Source organism: Pilosibacter sp. NGB245, assembly GCF_057397225.1.
The window spans coordinates 1496599-1520380 of sequence record NZ_CM171584.1 but is presented as its reverse complement, the minus strand read 5'-3'; the positions used below and the strand labels follow the sequence as shown (position 1 = coordinate 1520380).

18 protein-coding genes and 1 other RNA gene are annotated in these 23782 nt (G+C 49.5%); 1 reads left to right on the top strand and 18 read right to left on the bottom strand.

Annotated features, from left to right (window positions below; all coding sequences use genetic code 11):
• Positions 1-91 precede the first annotated feature (91 nt).
• The 9 genes from ACXMYH_RS06920 to ACXMYH_RS06880 form a co-directional block, all read right to left on the bottom strand.
• Entirely contained in the window at positions 92-1504 is a 1413-nt protein-coding gene (locus tag ACXMYH_RS06920; protein ID WP_118320878.1) for an oxaloacetate decarboxylase subunit alpha, read from the bottom strand.
• Between the two features lie 67 nt (positions 1505-1571).
• The gene (locus ACXMYH_RS06915) at positions 1572-2720 is read right to left on the bottom strand and encodes a sodium ion-translocating decarboxylase subunit beta (protein WP_015554843.1); all 1149 of its coding nucleotides are present in this window, start codon (positions 2718-2720) and stop codon (positions 1572-1574) included.
• Positions 2721-2758: 38 nt separating this feature from the next.
• Positions 2759-3151, bottom strand: a complete 393-nt coding sequence (locus ACXMYH_RS06910; RefSeq protein WP_215702830.1) for a biotin/lipoyl-containing protein — start codon at positions 3149-3151, stop codon at positions 2759-2761.
• Positions 3152-3172: 21 nt separating this feature from the next.
• Positions 3173-3964, bottom strand: coding sequence for an OadG family transporter subunit (locus ACXMYH_RS06905; protein WP_486555767.1), 792 nt, complete (start codon positions 3962-3964; stop codon positions 3173-3175).
• Positions 3965-3981: 17 nt separating this feature from the next.
• On the bottom strand, positions 3982-5412 hold the full coding sequence (locus ACXMYH_RS06900; protein ID WP_486555766.1) for an acyl-CoA carboxylase subunit beta: 1431 nt from the start codon (positions 5410-5412) through the stop codon (positions 3982-3984).
• A 175-nt stretch (positions 5413-5587) separates the two neighbouring features.
• The gene (locus tag ACXMYH_RS06895) at positions 5588-6490 is read right to left on the bottom strand and encodes a YitT family protein (RefSeq protein WP_486555765.1); all 903 of its coding nucleotides are present in this window, start codon (positions 6488-6490) and stop codon (positions 5588-5590) included.
• A gap of 262 nt (positions 6491-6752) precedes the next feature.
• Complete coding sequence (gene fsa / locus ACXMYH_RS06890) at positions 6753-7406, bottom strand: fructose-6-phosphate aldolase (protein ID WP_118320870.1); 654 nt, start codon at positions 7404-7406, stop codon at positions 6753-6755.
• 116 nt (positions 7407-7522) lie between these two features.
• Complete coding sequence (locus tag ACXMYH_RS06885) at positions 7523-9154, bottom strand: RsiV family protein (RefSeq protein ID WP_486555764.1); 1632 nt, start codon at positions 9152-9154, stop codon at positions 7523-7525.
• A gap of 335 nt (positions 9155-9489) precedes the next feature.
• Positions 9490-11463, bottom strand: a complete 1974-nt coding sequence (locus ACXMYH_RS06880) for an oleate hydratase (protein ID WP_142411219.1) — start codon at positions 11461-11463, stop codon at positions 9490-9492.
• A 513-nt stretch (positions 11464-11976) separates the two neighbouring features.
• On the opposite strand from ACXMYH_RS06880, the gene ACXMYH_RS06875 reads away from it, so the two are divergent.
• A complete protein-coding gene (locus tag ACXMYH_RS06875) occupies positions 11977-13191 on the top strand; it encodes a 6-phosphofructokinase (protein WP_118296881.1) in 1215 nt (404 codons plus the stop codon).
• A gap of 141 nt (positions 13192-13332) precedes the next feature.
• On the opposite strand, the gene ACXMYH_RS06870 is transcribed toward ACXMYH_RS06875, so the two are convergent.
• The 9 genes from ACXMYH_RS06870 to ACXMYH_RS06830 all read right to left on the bottom strand — a co-directional run bounded on the left by ACXMYH_RS06870 (position 13333) and on the right by ACXMYH_RS06830 (position 23421).
• Positions 13333-15615 (bottom strand): SpoIID/LytB domain-containing protein, encoded by a 2283-nt coding sequence (locus ACXMYH_RS06870; RefSeq protein ID WP_486555763.1) that lies wholly within the window; start codon positions 15613-15615, stop codon positions 13333-13335.
• 87 nt (positions 15616-15702) lie between these two features.
• On the bottom strand, positions 15703-16992 hold the full coding sequence (locus tag ACXMYH_RS06865; protein WP_118531782.1) for an AI-2E family transporter: 1290 nt from the start codon (positions 16990-16992) through the stop codon (positions 15703-15705).
• A 196-nt stretch (positions 16993-17188) separates the two neighbouring features.
• Positions 17189-17367, bottom strand: a non-coding RNA gene (gene ssrS, locus ACXMYH_RS06860) — 6S RNA.
• A 186-nt stretch (positions 17368-17553) separates the two neighbouring features.
• Positions 17554-18240 carry an HAD family hydrolase gene (locus ACXMYH_RS06855; RefSeq protein ID WP_486555762.1) on the bottom strand — a complete coding sequence of 229 codons (687 nt, stop codon included), beginning with the start codon at positions 18238-18240 and terminating at the stop codon, positions 17554-17556.
• A gap of 251 nt (positions 18241-18491) precedes the next feature.
• Positions 18492-19433, bottom strand: coding sequence for a cell wall hydrolase (locus ACXMYH_RS06850; RefSeq protein ID WP_142411216.1), 942 nt, complete (start codon positions 19431-19433; stop codon positions 18492-18494).
• Positions 19434-19736: 303 nt separating this feature from the next.
• Positions 19737-20234, bottom strand: a complete 498-nt coding sequence (ybaK, locus tag ACXMYH_RS06845) for a Cys-tRNA(Pro) deacylase (protein WP_118531786.1) — start codon at positions 20232-20234, stop codon at positions 19737-19739.
• A gap of 343 nt (positions 20235-20577) precedes the next feature.
• A complete protein-coding gene (locus tag ACXMYH_RS06840; protein WP_405580914.1) occupies positions 20578-21372 on the bottom strand; it encodes an ABC transporter ATP-binding protein in 795 nt (264 codons plus the stop codon).
• Complete coding sequence (locus ACXMYH_RS06835) at positions 21365-22228, bottom strand: ABC transporter permease (RefSeq protein ID WP_486555854.1); 864 nt, start codon at positions 22226-22228, stop codon at positions 21365-21367. The genes ACXMYH_RS06840 and ACXMYH_RS06835 overlap by 8 nt, the downstream gene beginning before the upstream one ends.
• Positions 22229-22386: 158 nt before the next feature.
• Positions 22387-23421, bottom strand: coding sequence for an ABC transporter substrate-binding protein (locus ACXMYH_RS06830; RefSeq protein ID WP_118531792.1), 1035 nt, complete (start codon positions 23419-23421; stop codon positions 22387-22389).
• Between the last annotated feature and the right edge of the window lie 361 nt (positions 23422-23782).

The following is a 23782-nucleotide window of genomic DNA, read 5'->3' as shown; positions in this document are numbered from 1 at the left end:
TCGGAATTTCCTGTTAAAAAAATCCGGCACCTCCTCTCGGAAATGCCGGACTCACTTTTTTCGTCAATTGATATTCAGATTTACTGCAAAATTATACCGGATAAGCTTTATTCGCTTTGTCAGCAGTCTTCTGGTCAACCTTCGTCTGCTGTGCTTCGCGGTACTCGAAGAAGTCTTTCGCTACAGCCGGGAACAGAGCGTAGGATAAAACATCCTCATCCTGCTGCTTCCACTGTGCGCACTCCTTCTCGAATTTCGGTAACTGCGGCGGGATCAGATCTGCTGGACGACAGGTGATCGGAGTCGCGTCACCGATGATCTTCTTCTGGACTTCTTTGTTGAACGGTTTCACCGTCTTACCAAATTCGCCCATCATGATCTTCTTGGATTCCTTCGGAACCATTTTGTATCTCTCGCCGGAAAGAACGTTCATAACAGCCTGTGTACCAACGATCTGGGAGGACGGAGTTACAAGCGGCGGTTCGCCGAAATCTTTTCTTACTCTCGGGATTTCCTCAAGCACTGCGCGGTACTTGTCTTCCTGTCCTGCTTCCTTTAACTGGGAAACAAGGTTGGAAAGCATTCCGCCCGGTACCTGGTACTGGAGAGTCTTGATGTTGACACCGAGAACCTTCGGATTCAGGAGTCCGCTCTTTAAAGCTTCCTCACGGATCGGAGTGAAGTAATCGGTGATCTCTGCAAGCAGATTCTGGTCGTAACCAGTATCATACTTGGTTCCGCGGAATGTCTCGACCATAACTTCTGTTGCCGGCTGGGATGTACCGAGAGCCAGCGGAGACATTGCACAGTCAATGATATCACAGCCTGCTTCCACAGCCTTTAAGTATGTCATGGAAGCAACACCGGAGGTATAGTGCGTGTGCAGGTCGATCGGCAGTTTAGTGCCCTGCTTTAATGCCGTAACGAGCTCGGAAGCCGCATACGGAGTTAAAAGACCAGCCATATCCTTGATGCAGAGGGAGTCAGCGCCCATGCTCTCGATCTCGGAAGCGATATTCTTCCAGTAATCAAGTGTATACGCATCGCCTAATGTGTAGCAAAGGGCGATCTGGGCATGTCCGCCTTCCTTCTTTGTCGCCTTAACGGCAGTCTCAAGGTTTCTGATATCATTCAGGCAGTCGAAAATACGGATAATATCAATTCCGTTTGCGATGGATTTCTGTACGAAGTACTCAACCACATCGTCCGCGTAATGATTGTATCCAAGGATGTTCTGACCACGAAACAGCATCTGGAGCTTTGTGTTCTTAAAACCGGCTCTCAGCTTTCTGAGTCTCTCCCACGGATCTTCTTTCAGGAAACGCAGGCAGGCATCAAAAGTAGCGCCGCCCCAGCATTCTACTGCGTGGTAGCCAACTTTATCCATTTTGTCAACGATCGGAAGCATCTGCTCAGTCGTCATTCTTGTTGCAAGGAGAGACTGATGCGCATCACGAAGAACGGTCTCAACGATCTTAACCGGCTTTTTCTGAACTTCTGCCATTTTATTATCCTCCTACCGGGAGATCTGCCTGAGCAGACCTCCCCTATATCAAAAGTTTCGGTTTCAATTAAACTCCGAAGATAGCCATGAAGGTACCGGCAGCAACTGCTGTACCGATAACACCTGCTACGTTCGGACCCATTGCATGCATCAGAAGGAAGTTTGTCGGATCTGCCTCAGAACCAACCTTCTGGGATACACGGGCTGCCATCGGAACTGCGGATACTCCGGCAGAACCGATTAACGGATTAACCTTACCACCAGTTACCTTGCACATGAGCTTACCAAAGATAACGCCGGCTGCTGTACCGAACGCGAACGCGATAAGTCCAAGGATAACGATCTTGATGGTTGTAACTTTTAAGAATCTCTCAGCACTTGTTGTAGCGCCAACGGAAAGACCGAGAACGATTACAACGATGTACATAAGAGCGTTGGAAGCTGTCTCCTGTAACTGTTTAACAACGCCGGACTCACGGAAGAGGTTACCAACCATAAGCATACCAACGAGCGGAGCTGTTGTCGGAAGGATCATACAAACAACGATCGTAACGATAACCGGGAAGAGGATCTTCTCAAGTTTGGATACCGGACGAAGCTGTTCCATCTTGATCTTTCTCTCTTCTTCCGTTGTTAAGAGTTTCATGATCGGCGGCTGAATGATCGGAACGAGGGCCATGTAGGAGTAAGCTGCTACGGCGATCGGTCCCATGAACTCTGTCTGTCCAAGCTTACCTGCAAGGAAGATGGATGTCGGGCCATCAGCACCACCGATGATGGAGATCGCTGCGGCTGCCTTGTCGTTGAAGCCCATGAAAATAGCCATAAAGTAAGCGGCGTAGATACCGAACTGTGCGGCAGCGCCTAAAAGGAAGCTCTTCGGGTTAGCGATCAGCGGACCGAAGTCTGTCATCGCGCCTACACCCATGAAGATCAGGGACGGAAGAATACTCCACTCATCCAGTAAATAGAAGTAGTGAAGAAGTCCTCCAACGCCGTTAGAAGAATCTTCAATGCTCAGCATAATATCCGGGTAGATATTTACAAGCAGCATACCAAAGGAAATCGGTACAAGAAGAAGCGGCTCAAATCCTTTTCCGATCGCAAGGTAAAGGAAGATACACGCAACTAAGATCATGATCAGGTTTCCTACGCTTAAATTCAGGAATGCTGTCTGCTGAAGAAGATTCAAAAGTGTATTTTGAATGTATTCCATGTTAATCCCTCCATGTGGAATCTGCAGTCAGCAGAAAATTAGTTTAATGTAGCGAGTGTAGCACCCGGCTCTACGGAATCACCAACAGCAACGTTGATTGTTGCAACAGTGCCGTCCTGCGGAGCAACGATCTCGTTCTCCATCTTCATAGCTTCAAGGATCAGGAGAACCTGACCTCTCTTAACAGCCTGACCTGCAGATGCCTTAACGCCAAGGATCTTACCCGGCATCGGAGCTGTAACTGCTACTGCGCCTGCTGCGCCAGCCGGAGCTGCCGGAGCTGCTGCCGGTGCCGGAGCTGCCTTCGGTGCTGCTGCCGGTGCTGCCTTCGGAGCCGGAGCTGCCTTCGGTGCGGAAGCTGCGCCTGTGAAGCCCTCTTCTACTGTTACTTCATATACATTACCGTTTACTGTGATTGTATAATTTTTCATTGTGATTTCCTCCTGATAATATTAATTCCAGTTTCTGTTAGAAACACGTTTGATGGAGCGGACTACAAGTCCGTTGTCAACAGTCTCTTTTCCCTCGTAAGCTGCGATTGCTGCTGTGATTACGGAAACGAGTTCTGTATCATCGGTAAGGTTCTCCTCCTCAGCCGGTGCTGCTGTCGGAGCCGGTGCTGCCGCCGGAGCCGGTGCTGCCGCCGGAGCCGGTGCTGGCGCTGCCGCATTCTTCTTTGCTTTCATCTTTGCCTCAAATACGCTGATGTATTTGAACATGCTGATCAGCCAGCTGATGAAGATCAGGACTACGAATACAACGCCCATACCCATTAAGGTATTCATTCCGGCTTTCGCCATCTTCTCGCCTGTTGTGTAAACCGGGGAGAAGGAAATTGTCTCAACTTTGCTGAGATCTTCGTCCGCGATCAGAGTGAATTCCATCGCTCTCTTCTCGTAAACGGTGTTCATTCTTGCGATATAGCCGTCATCACCTTTTGTAACGACTGCTGTCTCGCTGGAAACGAACGCGCCAAGGTCATCCTTAATGGAATCCCAGGATTTTAACGCATTCTCCATAACAGTATCTTTGTTCTTTACGCTTGTTGCAAGGGCCTGTTCGATGGAAGCATCATCCATCTGGTTGAACAGATCCAGGTACTGCTGGGAGCCGGACTGCATCGCCATTTCGATCTGCGGATCGATTGTTTCAGCGGTGTCAGCAGCTGCAGAGCATCCTGCAAGCGCGAAGAGGCAAACTGCCATGCAGAGTGCAAGCCAGATTCTTCTAATTCTCTGTTTCATATTTCAGCCACCTCATATTAGATCGTTCCGTGCTTTTTGGACGGACGATCCTCTCTTTTTGTGAACAGCATCTCAAATGCAGCAACTACACGCTGTCTTGTCTCGGAAGCCTCGATGATATCGTCTACATATCCTCTCTTTGCTGCCGCAAGTGCACTTGCCTGCATCTCATTATACTGTGCTGCTTTTTCATTGATCAGGGCTGCCGCATTGTCAGCCTTTGCGATCTCGTCAGCATACATGATCTTCACAGCCGGTGCTGCTTCCATAACGCCGATCTTCGCGTTCTTCCATGCGTATACAATGTCAGAACCGATGGACTTGCTGTTCATGGTAAGACCTGCTGTTCCGTTTGCCTTGCCGACAACGACAGTTACCTTCGGAACGTCAGCGTTTGCGAACGCGTAGGTCAGGCGTGCTGCCGCCTTCGCGATCTTCTTCTCGTTGCATTTGCAGTTCTTGTAACCATCTACATTGACGAGTGTAAGTACCGGGATCTCGAAAGCGTTGCAGAAGTTTACAAATGCTGCTGCTTTCTCACATCCTGCTGCGGTAAGGGCTGCGTCATAAGTAGCAGTCTTCTCGCCGTCTGTATAAACTTCGCTGCGATTTGCAACACAGCCAACGGTAGCTCCGTTTAAGCGGATAAATGCCGTTACCATCTCCGGTGCGTAGTCCTTCTTCATTTCCATGTAGAAGCTATCATCGGAGATCATGGACAGTGCGATAGATGTATCGCCTGCGCAGTTCTCTATATCTGTGCAGATTCTGTTTAAGTCATCCTCACATTCGCTGTAAGACATGTCATCCTCGTTATTAGCCGGAAGGATGGAAACAAGGTTTCTGATCTCGGTGAAAATTTCTTTCTCGGAGCCAGTCGCGCATACGTTTCCTGTCTCTTTTGCCTGGTACTCAGCGCTGGAATTATCAGCATCGTTCTCAGCGATTACAAACGGAGCATTCACAAACATTTTTGCTTCCTGTTCCATAAATGTAAAATCAGCCATTTCAGATGCCACAGCCATTCCGCCGCCGCAGTTTCCAAACACAGCCTGGATCTGCGGGATCACACCGGATGCCATTGCCTGGCAGACATAAAGTTTGCCGAAGCCGTCCAGGGCATCCATGCTCTCCTGGAGTCTTAAACCTGCACAGTCAACAAGCCCGATAATGGGAGCACCCATTTTCATGGCCATATGATAGAGCTGCTCGATCTTTTTTGCGTGCATTTCACCGATGGATCCGCCCATAACAGACGCGTCCTGGCTGTACACATAGACGAGAGCGCCATTGATCGTGCCATAACCGGTAACAACACCATCTGCAGGGGTTTCCTGAGACTGCATGTTGTAATCAGTGCTTCTGGCAGTAATATAAGCACCAACTTCAACAAAGCTGTTGTCATCAAGCAAATCATGAATTCTGTTGATTGCCGACGTTTTTGTCATTTTGCTTTCCTCCATTATTCCTTAAATTGACGAAAATCAAATTTCTGCCTAGTGTAATAATAAACGGATTTGATGCAAAATTCAAGGAGTTTTTCCCCGCTTTAGCAACATTTTTATCCCTTTTCGTCAGAAAAATTTAAGAAACTTTTTTTCTAATGCCTGTCTCGTGATGCAGTTAATTTTTTAAACCTCCTGCTTCCAGATGGCGTTTCATCTCCGTAAAGCCCCGCCCACGGACTTCTCCGACCTGATGGACCACCATGAATGCTTCCTGATCGATATCCATGACGATCCGGTTCAGTTTCTGGAGCTCCCGTCCGGAAACAACGGTGACAACAGCCATGGACGGCTTTCTCAGATGACCGCCCTCGACCTTGAACAGGGTCGTCCCGCGGTCAAGCTGCTGCTGTACTGCAAGGTTGATCGCCTCATATTTTTCACTGATGATCTTCGCCTGCACCTGCTTTTTGCCCATCATGAGCATCTTGTCCAGGATCACCGTGTAGATCATGACCATGATGATCCCGTAAAGGATCTTTTCCCGGTCACGGAAAAGAAGCTGGGACAGTAAGATCGCCACGTCGAACACGTACATGGACACGGAAACCGGGATCTTAAGCCGCTTCTGGAGCACGAGCGGCGGAATATCCATGCCGCCGGTGGACGCTCCGGAGCGGATCACGATCCCCAGCGAAAATCCGATCATCACTCCTGCAAAGATCGCGCAGAGCATGGGATCTTTTGTGAAAACGAAGTTTCCCGCCAGCGCGCTTAACCTGTTCAGGATAAATGGATAATAAAAAGTCGCGACCAGTGTTGTCGCCGCAAATTTCTTTCCGAGTTCCAGCCATCCGAGTCCGAACATGGCGATATTAAAGATCGCCACAAAGCCGGAGAGCGGGATCCCGAAGTAGTGTTCCGCAAAAAGTCCCAGGCCCGTGGCCCCCGCCGCGATCATGTCCGACGGAAGGATGAAGAGAACGACTCCTGCGGCATAGACCGTGAGGCAGAACAGGATGATCGCGGTCTGGATGACGGCGGATGCCGCCTTATTTTTCTTTGTTTCTGGTGTTTCCATGTTTTTCTTTGTCACCTTTCTTTTTGAATTGTCTATATTATATGTATTCTTTGTTCTTTTTTTGTTTTTATAAACTATTCTGATCTGTTTTATGATCCGGTAAAGCTTTTACCGGTTAACACAGTGCACATCTCCCAATGTCCTGCTCTCTCTTATCATTCAAAATCTGCTTTTCTGTGTCTTTACTGTTCTTCCCTCTACCTCTTTATCACAAAAAAGCGCGCAAAAAAAGGACGCCCGGAGGCGTCCTCATGAATTTTTCTTATTTGCCGAAAACTGCTTCATAGTCTTTGCGGAATTTCTCGATTCCCTGATCTGTCAGCGGATGATGTGTCATCTGCTCGATCACTTTGTACGGAACCGTTGCGATATCAGCACCTGCGAGTGCACACTCTGTCACATGCATCGTGTGGCGGACACTTGCTGCGATGATCTCTGTCTCGATATCATGAAGTGCGAAGATCTCGGCAACAGTTTCGATGAGGTCGATACCCGGCTGGGAGATATCATCAAGACGGCCTACGAACGGAGATACATAAGCTGCACCTGCTCTCGCTGCGAGAAGTGCCTGGTTTGCAGAAAAGATCAGGGTAACATTTACTTTGATTCCTTCCGATGCAAGGACCTTTGTTGCTTTTAATCCCTCAACGGTCATCGGGATCTTTACGACCATATTCGGATGGATCTTCGCGATCTCACGTCCCTCTGCGATCATTCCTTCCGCGTCCGTTGTCGTTGCCTTTACCTCGCCGCTGATCGGTCCGTCTACGATCGACGCGATCTCTTTCAGGGTCTCAACATAATCTTTTCCCTCTTTTGCGATCAGGGACGGATTTGTCGTAACTCCGCAGATCACTCCCATATCGTTTGCTTTGCGGATCTCCTCCACATTGGCTGTGTCAATGAAAAATTTCATTGGTTCCCCCTCCTGTTATCTCTCATAATCATGTTCTGCTGCCGTCTCCGCGCATGCGGGCGCCAACTCTGTATAAGTCCATTTTAGCATGAGGATATGGTTTGTCAAGCAAATCATCATCCCGCATACGGAACAAACTCGAAGCACTCCTCCTCGGAGACACCATCGATCAGGAATCCCCAGCCATCGCCGGACTGTCTGACCGCGATCCGGCATTTTCTTCCGTCTTCCAGTTCCATGTCCACAAACGTCTCTTCATCCGTCGCTCTCACATAGAATTTAGTCCCGACCGGCATAGTTGCCTCCGTCTCGCTTCCGTCAGCTCTGAAAAGTGTTACCGGCAGCGCTCTCGTCGATACGAGCGGCATTTCGTCTTCATGGGAATCGGCAGTGCGGATCTTTGTATACACATTTCCGTCCGCCTCCGGCATACCGTCCGCTCCCACATGGAATTTCCGGTACGCACTGTATGTTCCGAGCGCATCGATCCGTCTTGTGAGATAAAAAGCATCCGGAGTCTGGATCGGCGCGCCGTTTACGCTGTCTGTGGAACTGCCGGCTTTCGCCACCTTCTCACCGTTCAGATCATACACCTCCATGGTCTTCCAGTCATTTTCACTGGAAAGCTCCATGTAGAGATAGGAACGTCCGTCATCCGTCATGACAAGCCAGGTATCCCCGATCTTTCCGTAAACATCTTCGGTAAACGTATCCTTTTTCCCGTTCTGTTCCCGCTCGATCGTGAGTTTTCTTGTAAAGTCATCTTCCGTCTCCGGCTCTTCATATGTATAGCAGACGCTTGCGTCCACATCCCCTGAACGATAAGTCACGGTATCCCACGGATCCACTTTTTTTGCCCATCCATCCGTGGAAGCACCCATGTAGGCTTCCTCAAACATCAACTCATGGTCCTTAAACGGGACAGCGATCTCGATCTCGCCCGCCGCATACGGTCCGATCTCGTATGGAGCAAAGTAAACGCTCACCCCATTTTCCGTGATGGCCCACTCCAGGCTGGAATCTGCGTTCGTTCCATCAAACAGCGTGTCCACCGTATCTTCATAGCCATCGAACAGCTCTCCGTCCGCCGCGCGTCCCGCAAGTTCTTCCTTTACATAGCTCCGGAATCCGTCCATATCTTTCACCATATCAGAAAGCTCCAGCTGTTTTCCGGTCTGTGTATCAAAATTGTAATAATCGTTGTAGGCGGTCGGATGCGCACCGCCCATATCATAATACTTCAGCCAGGACATGCTGGCAACCGCCCCGTCAAAACGGATCGGCTGGAATTCATAATTGCAGGCATACGTGAACTTTGCGTCTGTAAACTCTTTCCGCATGTCTATCGCTTCCACTTTATACTCCTCGTATTCCTTTTTGTGCGCAGCCGCCATCTCATCATTTTTTGCCGAGAGTGCACTCTTTAACGCCTCATATCCGTCTCCCTGGACAAAGACCCTGTCACACCGGGACGTGATGATCGGAGTCTGGCTGTCGTCCCACTCCCCATCGTACTCGCCTGTCACCGCGATCGGGATCGGATCCAGCTTTCCTGTGCTTTCCGGCTCCTTTGCATCTGTCTCACCGGATGTTTTTGATTCTTCCGATACCGTCACTTTTGCACTTTCTGTTGTCTTTGTCTCTTCCGCAGAAGTCTGTGCAGTCGTCGTATCCATCGCCGTATATTTTTTCTGGCAGCCCGCAAGAAGACCAACCGCGATCAAAAGATATAATCCATACTTTCTCATACTTTTCTTCTCCAAATCCTGTTTTATTCGTCGTTATCCGCCGGAACGCCGACGCAGATCGGGATCCGCGTTTTCCGGATCGTTCCGTTTTCTATATCCTACCGCAGATCTTCCCCGGAATCCATTCATTTTCCCTTACGAATTCTTAAAAACAGCGCACAGTACACGGGCACTCCATGCCCGCGTACTGTAACAGGATTTTGCCGATGCTTCGCATTCCGAATCGACAAAATCTGCTGCCACAACTGTATTGTACGGAATTTTCAGTTTAGAAAATTCCTACTGCGTACAGCAGCGCACGGACTTCTCCAGTCCGTGCGCTGCCCGTGTTTTTCTTATTTTAACATCCAGTCCTTCAGAACATCATGATCTCTCAGAAGCTTTCCTACGATCGTCCTGTCGATTTTCTTAAGAAGTGGTTTCTTCATCATCTCAAACGGCATCGGAAGTTTCATCTCGAGCGGAGACTTTCCGTCCATCAGCTTCACGGTGCTGTCCAGAAGTTCTCTCACATCGTAAACGCTGCCCCAGACCTCCGGCACACCGCGGTCCACGCCGCAAAGTCCGTAAACAGCTTCCATGGCCGTGCGGACAGAATATTCGGTCGTGAAGATCGTATCTCTCGGTGTCTCTGCGAACTGTCCAAGGAAGGCCGCGTTCACAGATCCGTCCGGAATCACATCCGGGCGGTCGCCGGCTCTTCTCGGCATGAAGAATGCTGTGATATACGGCATCATCGTCGGTGTGCAGTTGCATGCTTCCCCGGCAAGCCGGTCGATGTCCTCCACCGGGATTCCGAGATGGTACAGCCACTCAGCTGTGATCTCCTTACCGGTGCACTCTTTCATCGGTTTCTTCACATGATCTCCCGGAACATCGGTGAACAGGCTGTATACCCAGACGCAAACCTCATCCTTTTTCTGGTTTTTAAACTGTCCCTGACGGTTGATCGTCCAGCTTAAGAGCCAGCTGGAATCCCGGCAGCTCACGATGCCTCCGGTGACGACCTTTCCTGTTCTCGGATCACGTCTGCAGATCTTTTTGATCTGGTCGATGATCTCCTCATTCGAGGTTGTGACAGTCGCGGACTCCCAGTTTGTCTTCTCGATATCGGAGCAGAATTTTTCCGGATGTCCAAAAGCCGGATCCTGGGCCGCGATCTTTTTCCAGAGGCTCCAGCAGCCGCTGCTGCGGACTTCCGCATCTCCTAACGGTGCATGATCCTGATCCCCGTAGATCGTTCCTTCCGTGCAGCTTCCGTTTGTGATGAATACCAGGTCTTTCTCCGTCAGCGGGATCTCCATCTCCCCGTTCTTTGTGCGGCACTCGATGGCACGGGCCGTCTTCTTTCCGTCTTTGATCTCAAAGCGGACGTTTGTGACTTCCGTGCCGAACCGGAATTCCACGCCTGCTGCCTCCAGATATTTCTGCATCGGCAGGATCAGGGATTCATACTGGTTGTATCGGGTGAATTTCAGTGCGGAGAAGTCCGGGAGTCCTCCGATATGATGGATGAATCTCTGGAAGTACCGCTTCATCTCCAGGGCGCTGTGCCAGTTTTCAAAGGCAAACATGGTCCGCCAGTAAAGCCAGAAATCGGAACGGAACACCTCATCGTCAAACACGTCTTCGATCGTCTTGTCGTAGAGATCCTCATCCTTTGTGAAGAAGAGCTTCATGATCTCCATGCTGCCTTTCTGGCTCAGCCGGAATTTCCCGTCTGTGTGGGCATCTTCCCCGCGGTGTTCCGTCGCCCGGCAGAGGGAATAGTTCGGATCATGTTTATTTAACCAGTAATATTCGTCGAGAACGGACGCACCCGGGATCTCCAGGGACGGGATACTGTGGAACAGATCCCAGAGGCACTCGAAATGGTCTTCCATCTCACGGCCGCCGCGCATGACATATCCTCTCGTCGGATCGTCGATCCCGTCGCAGGCACCGCCGGCAATGTCCATCGCCTCTAAAATGTGGATGTTCTTTCCCGGCATCTGCGCATCACGGACAAGGAAGCAGGCCGCCGCCAGGGACGCAAGGCCGCTTCCCACAAGGTACGCCGACTTCTCCTCGATCCCCGCCGGTTTTTCCGGGCGGGCGAATGCCTCATAGTTTCCGTTTGTGTAGTAGATCCCCTTGCTGTTCTTATCATGCTTTCCGAGTTCCGTGTTGCGGTAGTCAGACCTGCTTCCCGCAAAAGACCTGTCTGTCTTTTCTGCATTTCTGTTTCCCCGTTTCTTCGCCGCAAGTACCGCTGTGATCCCTGCTCCCGCTGCCAGGACTGCGCCGGCTTTCCATCCTTTTTTGCTCATCGTTTTTGCATTCCTTTCCCATTGATTTTGTTTTATATCCTATATGATGTAGTTTTTATAACCATATTATTAATTCTGATAGTAATCCTTTGTATATGCTTTGTCAAGCTTTTCCATTCAAATATTTTGAATATAACTTTTTACGTTGTATTCCTCCTCATTTTTCAAAAAATACCTCACCCGCTGCACCAGGCAAACGGGCAAGGTATTAAAAAGGGGAGGATAAGTATTAATCTTTTTCTTTGGTACTGATCATAGGATTGCCTGTTTTTCCTGTTTTATACACCTCTAAAAAAATTTCTCCGCAGCAAAATCTGCGACCGCAGTTGTATCATACGAACTTTATCGAACCAGCTCAAAAGATGATTGATTTTCCATTCACCTTTTTCTATAATAAATACAGAAACGAATCCTGAACTTCCATCCCGAAAGATCCGGGAGGAAGTTCATCTGCTGCGAGACCGGTCAGTTCTCAGACGGATCGCTGCAAATTTACTCAGATTGGAGAATCTTATGAAAAACCTTGTAATCGGACAGTCCGGCGGACCGACCGCCGTCATCAATGCAAGTCTTTACGGAGCAGTCAAAGCATTTAAGGAATCCGGTACGGACGGACATGTACTTGGAATGATCAACGGGATCGAAGGTTTCCTCGCAGACCATGTGATGGATCTTTCCACAGATCTTTCCGATGAAGAACTGGAGCTCTTAAAGCTGACTCCGGCCGCATACCTCGGCTCCTGCCGCTATAAGCTTCCGGCAGACCTCGAGAGTGAAGTCTATCCGGCGATCTTTGACAATTTCCGTGAGATGAACATCGGTTACTTCCTCTATGTCGGCGGAAACGACTCCATGGATACCGTCGACAAGCTCTCCCGCTACGCGGAGAAGATCGGCAGTGACGTGAAATTCATCGGAATTCCGAAGACGATCGACAACGATCTGGTCCTCACCGACCATACACCGGGATTCGGAAGTGCTGCAAAATATGTCGCTTCCACGGTCCGCGAGATCGTCCTCGACGCCTCTGTCTACCAGCAGAAATCCGTCACGATCGTCGAGATCATGGGACGCCACGCAGGCTGGCTCACCGCGGCTTCCAGACTGGCAAGAAAATACGAAGGCGACAATCCATATCTGATCTACCTTCCGGAGGCTCCGTTCTCCTTAGAGCAGTTCTATAAAGACCTGGAGGAAGCGTTCAAAAAGTCTCCGAACCTCGTCGTATGCGTCTCTGAGGGAATCGCCGATGAGGGCGGCACATTCATCTGTGAATACTCCGACGCCGCAAAACTCGACTCCTTCGGTCACAAGATGCTCACCGGATGCGGCGAAGTCTTAGAGAGCTTTGTGCGTGACAAATTCGGCGTCAAAGTCCGCTCGATCGAGCTGAACGTCAACCAGCGCTGCAGCGGAATGATGGTATCCGAGACTGATATCGAGGAAGCTGCCATGGCCGGTGCTGCCGGTGTGAAGGCTGTCCTCGCCGGAGAGACAAAAAAGATGATCGCCTTCAAGCGTGACTCCGATGTTCCGTACACAATGCACTGTGCAGCGGAGGATGTGAGCCTGATCTGCAACCAGGAGAAAAAATTCCCGAAGGAATGGATCTCCGCAGCAGGAAACGATATCACCGATGATTTCCTCGCTTACGCTCTCCCGCTGATCCAGGGCGAGCCGAAGCGCGTGATGGAAAACGGCGTGCCGAAATATCTGTACCGGAAATAGTTTTACAGCACCATTCTTCTTTGTTAATAAAAAAAGTTTGTTTAGCAGGAAGTTCCATCTGAATTTCCTGTCAGACAAAAAAGGTCCATGAAAGTGATCATTCGTTACTTTTCATGGACCTTTTTTCGATATTCAATTCGATCAATTCACTTCACTGATATCCATCAGCCCGCATCCATCATAGAAGAACTTCAGGATCTCCTGGCAGGTCTTTCCCTGCTTTGCCATGCCCTGGGCGCCATTCTGGCTCATGCCGACGCCATGCCCGAAACCGCCTCCATAGATCGTAAACGTCGTCACCTGGTTTTCATCGGTGCCGTTATTCTCGATGTAAATAAAGCCGCTCGGAAGTGTATCCCATCCCGTGGATGTTGATCCGTCTTTTCTGTTGTATACAAGCGATGAATTTCCAAGAACGCTGCGGATCTTGCTCTGTCCGGAGAATGTCTTGGAACCTTCCGTTCCCACGACCTTCAGGGTCTTCGCGTATCCGCCGGCCCCTCTCGACGTGATCGTAAGTCCTGTGATCCGGCCGACACCGCCGATCTTCTCATCCAGGATCGTGCTGGTCGTCTTTGTGTTCCAGCGGAACATCGGGAAATCGGAATCGTAAGCATCTGTATTCTCATCTTTGATAAAGTTCTCAAACGCTTCATTCGAAGTCAGATCCAGCTTTTTCGCCTTGTCGTTGATCGTCACTGCTCTGAGATACGGCGTGTTGGACGCATCCGCTCCCCACACACTTCCGTCGGTTCCATGTCCGTCGGATGTGGAGTAATAGAACGCCTCGATCGGGTCCCCGTTGTATTCCAGAAGCTGCCCGAACGTCTCATTCACAGCAGCATCCGTGGAATCATACGTCAATGTATTGTTGTATACCTGGAAATTCGTGCTGTCATCCACATGGGCGCCGTAAGTGGAATAGGCGTTGCCCTGGATCTGGCGCCATGCGTAAGTTCTCGCACAGATCGCCTGAGCCTTCAGTGCCTCCAGCTCATAAGTCGGCGGCATCTCGCTCGGCGTTACCCGTTTTAAGTATTCCTCGAGATCCACCTCGTTTAAGAGCAGCAGTCCGTCGCGCTCCTCCGTGATCTCCATATGTCCCGGATAGACCGGAGTTCCCTGGGCACGCTCTAAGCTGTGCACCGTGATCATCCCGCCATCGTTGGCAGATTTGAAGGTAAGACGTCCGCTTGCCAGTCTGGAGTCGCCCGGCTTGATCGTCACCGTCTCTCCTGCCGCGATGGATTCTGTCTTCGCATCCTTCTCATCCCCGTATTCCAGGACCGCCATCGAATCACAGGAAAGCGTGATCGAGTCGTGGAACAGAGACTTAAAACCATTTGTCATGATCAGGACACGGATCGCGTCGATATCCGGTTTCTCCGTCGTGAGTGCCGCACAGATCTCCCCGTCTGCGACCACAAACTCCTGCATGTGGTAACCGACAAGAATGTCCTTTTTCTGCTGCTCCCTCAGGACCCCGTATGTGCGGTAGATCTTAAACTGATCCGCCAGCGGCACACTGCCGTAGCCATCGATCTCGATCTCCGTATCTCGGACCGCAAGAACGGTTCCGGTGATCTTTTCTTTTTTCAGCACCAGCCGCTTTGGCTGACCGCCCTTTAAATACAGATCCCCGATCTGGCCAGAGATCTCACTCTCATCCTTTAATACTCCCTTTACCGGAAATTCCCTCTGGATATTTCCGATAAAGACGGTCACAGTCCGCCCGGAAAATCCAGAGATCCAGGCGTTCTCGTAGACGATCTCGTCAGAGACCATCGTCTCCACCTTTAAGATCTCATCGTCTCTCGCCAGGAACCGGATCTTCCGGTCAATATAGTTATCCAGATAAAGTCCCTCAAACTGGAAGGTCCCGTCCCTTGTGTATGCCGTCCATGCCGGAGCTCCGTCCACATTGTCCGGAGTCCCGTAAAGATCCGTCTCGACCTCGGCAACCGCCCTTTCCGGATCTGCGGCTGCACGGAACGCATCATAAAATTTCCAGAAATTTTCGCTGGAAACTGCTTTTTTTGCGCGGTCCCCGGCATCCACATAGGAAAGGAGTGCATCGGTTTCCCCGTTTCCCTCCTCTGATGCCTTTTTCGCCCAGTCCGAAAGGACTGCGTATGTAACTGCGGATGTCGCGCTCCTCTCATCCGCCTGGATCACCCCGCTGTCAAGATATCCCTGCCCATACAGGTAATCCATATATTTTACATACCACTGATCAGAAAGTTTTTCGTCAAAGTTCGATGTCTCCGGCGCATTTTCCAGGATCCCGCTCTCCGACTCCAGCGTCAGAGCGACCGTTCTGGACGCTGCCGCCAGAGAAACTCCATCCTGTTCCGTGTCCAGAAGTACGATCACGATGAGCAGTGCCACGACAAATGTCGTGACCCCTGCCATCCAGTTTATCATTTTCCTACTCTCGTTCATAATTCCTTTCCCGGGCAAACCCGGCCCGGTCACTGTACACGGGTTCTTCCCGCGTGAAAACATCCGGACTTACTGTTTGTCCGTGCGCCTGATATACTCACCGCTCTTCTCGTCAATGCGGTCCAGTTTTACATAGTCGTTTTCTTCCTGACTCAGATTCTTTTTCGCAAGAAAATGATCCTGGATCTGTCTGTAAACGTGGATGATGACCGCCATCAGCGGAACTGCAATGATCATTCCCACAAATCCGAACAGTCCGCCAAACAGCAGGATCGAGAACAGGACTCCGAAGCTGGAAACGCCTGTGGAGTTTCCGAGGATCTTCGGTCCTAAAATATTTCCGTCAAACTGCTGGAGTACCAGGATCAGACCGATAAAGTAAAGGCACTGTTTCGGACTGATGAGGAATACGAGGATCGCACACGGTACAGCCCCGATAAAAGGTCCAAAAAACGGGATAATGTTCGTCACTCCGATGATCACGCTGATCAGCAGCTCATACGGGAGTTTGAACAGGTTCATCAGGATAAAGCAGAGGATTCCGATGATCAGGGAATCGATCAGCTTTCCGATGATAAAGCCGGAAAACGCTTTTTTGATAAAACGGAACTCTCCGACTACAATGTTCGCCGCCTTCAAAGGCAGGATCGAATAGATAAATTTCTTTCCCTGAGCCGAGAGCGATTCCTTGATGTTTAACAGGTAGATCATGACGATCAGCCCGATCAGCAGATTTTTTGTCAGGGTGATCAGATTCATGACACCGCTGGAAACACCGCCGAGGATCTTCTCGATATTCTGGAAATTCTGGAAGTTCGAGAGATTCGACATCAGGTCTGTCTCCATCCAGTTCTGGAAATACTGGGCTGACTGCTCATAAATATTTAAGATCGCCTGCTCCACCGGAGGATTGTTCACGAAGAAATCCGTCAGCCAGTCATACACATTCTGGAAATATTCCGGCATCATATTGATGATCCCTACGATACTGGAATACAGCTGCGGAATGATCATACTGGAAAGACTGACGATCACCGCCAAAAGAAATACAAGGCTGACAGCTGTTCCCACGCTTCTTCCGAAAAAAGCACCCAGTTTTTCATTTTTAAATCTTGCCTTTGGCTCCCCGGACTTTCCTGTATACACAGTCAGCCGGTAGCACCAGTTGTAGACCGGGGACATTAAAAATGCCAGAACCGCTCCATAGATCACTGGTGCAAGCACAAAACGAACCTTTCCCAGAAAGGCAAACACCGCCGACCTTTCCAGAAACAGAAACACGACGAACACCGCCGCGATCAATACCAGGATCGCCGTCACACCTGTATAAATGTACCGTTCAAACCGTTCATTTTTCATATAAAAGTTTCTCCTTTGCAGTTACTTCTCTTTTTCCGTCTATCGAAACCATTTTGTACCGTCGACCATGGCATCATCATACCATACTTCTCATATTTAGAAAAGAGCCTTAGCAAAATCTGAACGAATGCAGAGCATCGGCAAATTTCCTGTTAAACGAAAAGAAGCAGCGATCTCTCGCTGCTTTTTTATCTTTCGCAATCCCAAAATGCCGTTTCCTGAATAATTGACGCCTAGCAGTGCTAGGTGGGCATCCGCACTTAAACATCTGCCTTCCACTCGATGGAGGCCTGGCATCCGTTCAAGGATGTAGGAATCCCGTATGTCAAAATGTAGGTTCAAAATAGACAGGAGTGTCGAACATCCCAGGAATCACATTCCCTTTCACTGACAACTATTATAGCGCATCATCGATCATTTTTCAAGTTCCATTTCATGGTACCGTACAATTTTGTTACAGTACACGGGCACTCCATGCCCGCGCACTGTAACAGGATTTTGCCGATGCTTCGCATTCCAGATCGGCAAAATCCGCGGCCTTAACGGTATCATACAGAATTTTCAGTTCAGGGAATTTCCATCTGCAAAAGCCAGCGATCTTAACAGCTCTGCAACCTCTCTTGAAGTTTCACAGAGATAATCTGCCCCGGCATCCTGAAGCTCTTCCCTGCTGCCGTATCCGTAAAGCACGCCTACCACGGAAAGTCCCGTCTTCTTCGCGCCTTCCACGTCATGTTTCCGGTCGCCCACCATGATCACGGATTTCTTTTCTTCCTCGCCGATCCCGTTTTCTTCCAGCACATACCGGATCACGTCATCCTTGTTCACGCGCTTTTCATCCAGGGACGCGCCGCCGATGAATTTAAAGTAGTTTGTCAGATGAAAATATTCCAGCACGCGCTTTGCGGTCACCTCCGGCTTGGAAGTTGCCACATAGAGTTCGAGTCCTGCGTCCTTTAAGGACTTTAACATCTCCTCAACTCCGGCAAACGGTGCGTTGTCCTTCCATCCTTCCACATCGTAATATTCCCGGAACACGTAGATCGCATCCTCCGCGTCCTTCTCGGAGAAATTGTAATACTCCTTAAAACTGTCGGAGAGCGGTGGACCGACAAACGGTTTTAAAACATTCAGGTCATCCACCTGGATCCCATAATGCTTCAATGCATACTGAACGCCTTTCGTGATCCCCGGCATGGAATCCGTCAGTGTCCCGTCAAGGTCGAAAAAAACTTTTTTTAACTTCATTCTGTTTCCTCTTTCATGTATTCCAATATCATCGTTCCGCCGCATATATTTTCTCCTGCTCACGGCGAAACCGTTTTTCCATATTTCAATTTCACAGGTATTTCTGCGATACCAGTGTCTTATTATCCCATGGCGGAGTATAAATGTCAATTGTAAAAAGCGGCATGCCCCAAAACGATCTTCACCGCCTGTCGCATGCCGCTTTTCCCTTATCCTTTTTTATTCTAATCCTTTTATCTGACCCGGAGTTTTTACCGGAAAAACTCGTGATTTCCATGTTTAAACAGGAATTCCAGATGTCTGTCAAACCAGCTCGCGTTCTTCCTGGAGGATGCCCGCCGGTTCATGAAATACAGGGCGCCGTCTGTCAGATCTTCACCCGAAAGTGCCCTCTCGACTGCCTCTACGGTCTCGGCCGTGACCTTGCAACGCTTGATGGATCCGTTTCCCACAGGGGAAAACTGGTGCTTCTGGTAAACGACTTTCGTGATCGTGTTCGGGAATGCATCGTCCTCCACACGGTTTAAGATCACGTTTGCCACCATGACACGTCCTTCGATGTCGCAGTTTCCGGCTTCCGCCTGAACGATCCGGAGAAGAACATTGTAGTCGCTTTCGGAATACCCCGTGAACGCTTCTCTTGCAGGTTCCTCTGCCACGACGGTCTCTTCTGCTGCCGCCTGTACCCTGGCTTCCCCGGACACCTCTGTTTCCGGCTCTGCCTGCGTGATCCCGCTCACTTCATCCGCCGCAGCCGCAGTTTCTGTTTCTACAGCTTCTTCCGGACCATGATCCGTGTCCGCATTTTCCGATCCTGCAGCAGGCTCTGTGATGCTCTCCTCTTTCGTCTCTGTATTTTCTGTTTCTGTCCTGATATCTGCTTCCGTCTCTGCGGATGATGCTTCATCCGCTGTCGTCTCATCCTCTAAAACATTTCCGTCTGTTTCCGGAAGAGCAGTATCTTCTGTCTCCTCCAGACTGTCTTCATCCGAACCTCCCTGCGTCTCGGCATACGCGACGATCGCGTTTTTGCCTCCGCCCTGGAAGTCCACCGCTGTAAATGGAATCACTGCGATCAGTGTTGCGCCCATCGTGAGGACTGCCGCATTCCGGTGCATCTTCTTTGTCACACCGCCGAAGAGTGATTTCACAAACTGAAAGACTGTCTGAAGAAATGAGTTCCATGGATTCATTTGAATACCCTCTTTCTCCGTCCTGTCGCCGGTTGTTCATTCCGACCGTTTTCCGGCCGGTGTCTGTGATTATAGGAGAATGAGGGGGCGAATGTCAATAAGTCCTGCACAACTTTGTTACATTTTACAGCCTGTTTTTTAAAGATTGTTACATTTTTTTAATAGTTTTTCCAAATATAATCCGCACAAAATCTGGATTTTTGGTAGTATTGGCAAGTATAAAATATTGCAAATATTACAATTTTGTTAAATATTGAGCTCCCATTTTTGAGTGGTTTCCCATAACGTTTTCAGTTATGTCAACTAATTTTGCTGAAGATCCAGAAGTTTTGCCCCGACATAGTCCGCAAGAGCCTGCGGGGAAAGCAGGACCTGAAAGCCTCTCTGGCCGGCGCTGACCGCGATCGTTTCATAATTTAAAGCCGCTTCATCGATAAATGTCGGGAACTTTTTCTTCATGCCGATCGGGGAACAGCCGCCGCGGATATAGCCTGTTGTGGCCAAAAGATCCTTCATCGGAAGCATCTCCACCTTCTTATCTCCTGCCGCTTTTGCTGCCTTTTTTAAGTCCACCTCGCCATCCACCGGGATACAGCAGACGAGAAAACCTGTGCGCTCTCCTTTCAGCACGAGAGTCTTAAACACACTCCCGTGGTCCACTCCCAGCATGTCAGCCGCATGGCTCCCGGAGAGGTCATGTTCATCCACCGGGTACTCCTTTGACTCATACGAGATCTTTGCGGCATCTAAAAGCCGCATCACATTTGTCTTTGTTTTATCATTTTTTGCAGATTTGCTCATAAATTTTTCCTCCTGAAAGCGACATTCTCTCTGCCACCTTTGACTGCAGCCGGCTGCACATCCTCTCGACCGCATCTTCTTTATACAACGTCTTTGTAAAAAAATCCAGTCTTTTCTATAAAAGAATGTATGCCCACATATTTGTACCTTTAAGCCTGTATTTTATTACAGTCAACGCAGCAAGTGTGCAGACCTGCTGAACAGTTACCATTTTTCGCTGCATTTACTGCCGCATAAAAAAAGACAGCCGGTCCCGCATTTTCGCAAAATCGACTGCCTCTTTCCATCTTCTGATCTGTTTCTTCTATATAATATATCGCTTCTGATTCCGCATCTCAAAAGCCTATGAGAGGATCATCCGGTCGTTCGCGAGCGCGCCGCCCGCGGCTTCCTCAAACTTCGCGAGAAGATCCTGAACCGTCAGGTGCTTCTTCTCCTCACCTGCCACATCGTAGATCACATGGCCCGCGTTCATCATGATCAGGCGGTTTCCATGTGCGATGGCGTCACGCATGTTGTGAGTGATCATCAGAGTGGTCAGATGTTCACTGTTTACGATCTTATCCGTCGTCTCGAGGACTTTCGCCGCCGTCTTCGGGTCGAGGGCCGCCGTGTGCTCATCTAAGAGAAGAAGTCTCGGCTTTTTTAAGGTTGCCATGAGAAGTGTCAGCGCCTGTCTCTGTCCGCCGGAGAGAAGACCGACCTTCGATGTAAGGCGGTCCTCCAGGCCAAGTCCCAGAATCTTTAACTGTTCTCTGTAGAATTCTCTCTCTTTCGCGGTGATCCCCGGTCTCAGGGAGCGCGTCATTCCTCTTCTCGCCGCCAGGGCCATGTTCTCCTCGATCTGCATGGTGGCAGCCGTTCCTGTCATCGGATCCTGGAATACACGTCCGAGATACTTTGCACGCTTATGCTCCGGGAGCTTTGTCACGTCGATATCATCGATGGTGATCTTTCCCTCATCCACAAACCACGTTCCTGCAACTGCATTTAACATGGTAGATTTTCCGGCTCCGTTTCCACCGATGACGGTGACAAAATCGCCTTCGTTTAAATGAAGATTTAATCCGTTTAACGCAGTCTTTTCATTGACGGTTCCCGCGTTGAAGGTTTTATAAATACTGTGAAGATCAAGCACGAGGTGCACCTCCTCTTTTTACCGGTTTAGAGAAATATTTGCCTTTCATGTACGGGATCGCAAGGAATACCGCAACGACAAGGGCAGACAGGAGTTTTAAATCGTTGGAATTTAATCCCATCCAGAGTACGACCTGAAGGACCAGATAATAAATGATTGCGCCGAAGGCAACGGAGAACAACTTGAAACCGAAGTTCTGGCTGATCTTTCCGAATACGACCTCACCGATGATAACGGCTGCGAGACCGATCACGATGGCGCCACGGCCTGCGTTGACATCCGCAAAGCCCTGATACTGGGCATATAAGCCGCTCGCAAAGGCAACGATCCCGTTAGAGATCATAAGACCTAAGATCTTTGTGAAATCGGTATTGATGCCCTGGGCACGTGACATGTTCTGATTGGAACCTGTGGCACGGATGGAGCATCCGATCTCTGTTCCGAAGAACCAGTAGAGGACCGCGATCAAGATCACAATGATCAATGCCGTCACGAAGATCGTGTTCCTGTAAAATGCGACTCCCTTTACATAACGGAGAGACACTAAAAGATCATACTTATCCACACTGATGGCCTGATTTGCCTTACCGCCCATAATGCGGAGGTTGATGGAGTAGAGACCAAGCTGGGTCAGGATTCCCGCAAGGATCGCCGGGATCCCCATCGCCGTGTGAAAGATTCCGGTCACAAGGCCCGCGATCATTCCCGCGATAAACGCCGCAAACAGGGACACTCCCACAGAATGTCCGTTTAACATGAAAATGATGCAGACAGCACCTCCCGTACACATGGTTCCGTCCACGGTAAGGTCTGCAAGATCGAGGATCTTATATGTAATATAAACGCCGATCGCCATGATGCCCCAGATGAGTCCCTGTGCACAGGCACCCGGCAATGCATTAAACAATGTTGCAAAATTCACGTTTCTTTCCTCCTATGGCTAATGATAACAAACAGGGTGACAAAAGTTTTTGCTGTTTGCCACCCTGATGTCCTCATAATTTCAAGTCGTTATTATTCTTCGATCACAACGTAGTCATCCGGAACCGTGATTCCAAGTGCCTCACAGTTTGCCTTATTGTATTTCTTTGTTACCTCCGGTGCAAACTCGATCGGCATTTCCTTTACATCTTTGCCGTCCATCAGGATCTCTGCGCCCATCTCACCGGCTTTGTATCCGATATCGTAGTAGTCGATGGAAAGAGTTGCAACGCCGCATCCGGAGCAGATTCCTTCTTCACCTGCAATTACCGGAACTTTCGCCGGAAGGCAGATATTGTTTATGATCTCTGCATTGGAAGCAGCTGTATTGTCAGTCGGAACATAGAGAACATCGTTCTCGCCTGCTGCTGTTGTTGTTACGGAAGCGATATCGTTGGAGTCTGCGAAGGTGTATTCCTTACAGGTATATCCGAGATCCTCAAGATATCCTTTTACGGTTGTTGCCTGGTATTTGGAGTTCGGCTCTGCGGAGCAGTATAATAAGCCGACATTCTTTGCATCCGGGAACAGCTCATTTAACATTGCTGCCTGCTGGTCGAGCGGAGCAAGGTCGGAGGTACCAGAGATGTTGAGACCTGTCGTACCTGTCCAGTTGTCGATATCAAGCGCTGTCGCGTAATCTGTGATGGAAGTTCCGAGAATCGGAATCTCGCTGGTTCCTGCTGCCGCTGCCTGAAGTGCTGCAGTCGCATTTGCAAGGATCAGGTCCACATCGTTGGAAACGAACTGGTTGATGATCGTTGCGCAGGTAGCGGAATCGCCGGATGCGTTCTGAAGATCAAATTTAACATTGTCACCGAGTTTATCTTTTAATGCAGCCTCGAAGCCTTCTGTCGCCGCATCAAGTGCCGGGTGCTGTACTAACTGGCAGATTCCCACATTGTAGGTCTTTCCGTCTTCTTTTGCTGCTTCTGTGGAATCGGCCGCTGCTGCTGTCGTTGTCTCTGCTGCAGCTGCTGTTGTCTCTGCTGTGGAACTGGATCCACATCCGGTTAATGCGGAAGCCGCTACAACGGCCGCCATTGCAAGTGCTGTTACTTTTTTCATAATATCGATCTCCCCTCAGTTTTTCTTTTTTGTAACATCCCGCTGTCATTTTCAGGATCTATAGATCCTCCCCTTCAGACGGGATCTCACATTCTCAAATGCGTTGTTGCGTTACGCTTTAACGCATGTAAGTGAAACTGTCCTTATCATACACCTATACGCCGGATTCGTCAAGCTTGATTTTCCTGTTTTTACCTTTTCTTGTTACAGTACACGGGCACTCTATGCCCGCGCACTGTAGCAGGATTTTGCCGATGCTTCGCATTCCGAATCGGCAAAATCCACGACCACAACGTTATCATACGGAATTTTCAGTTCAGAAAATTCCTATCCGTGAAAAGTAACCTTTTCTCAATATCCC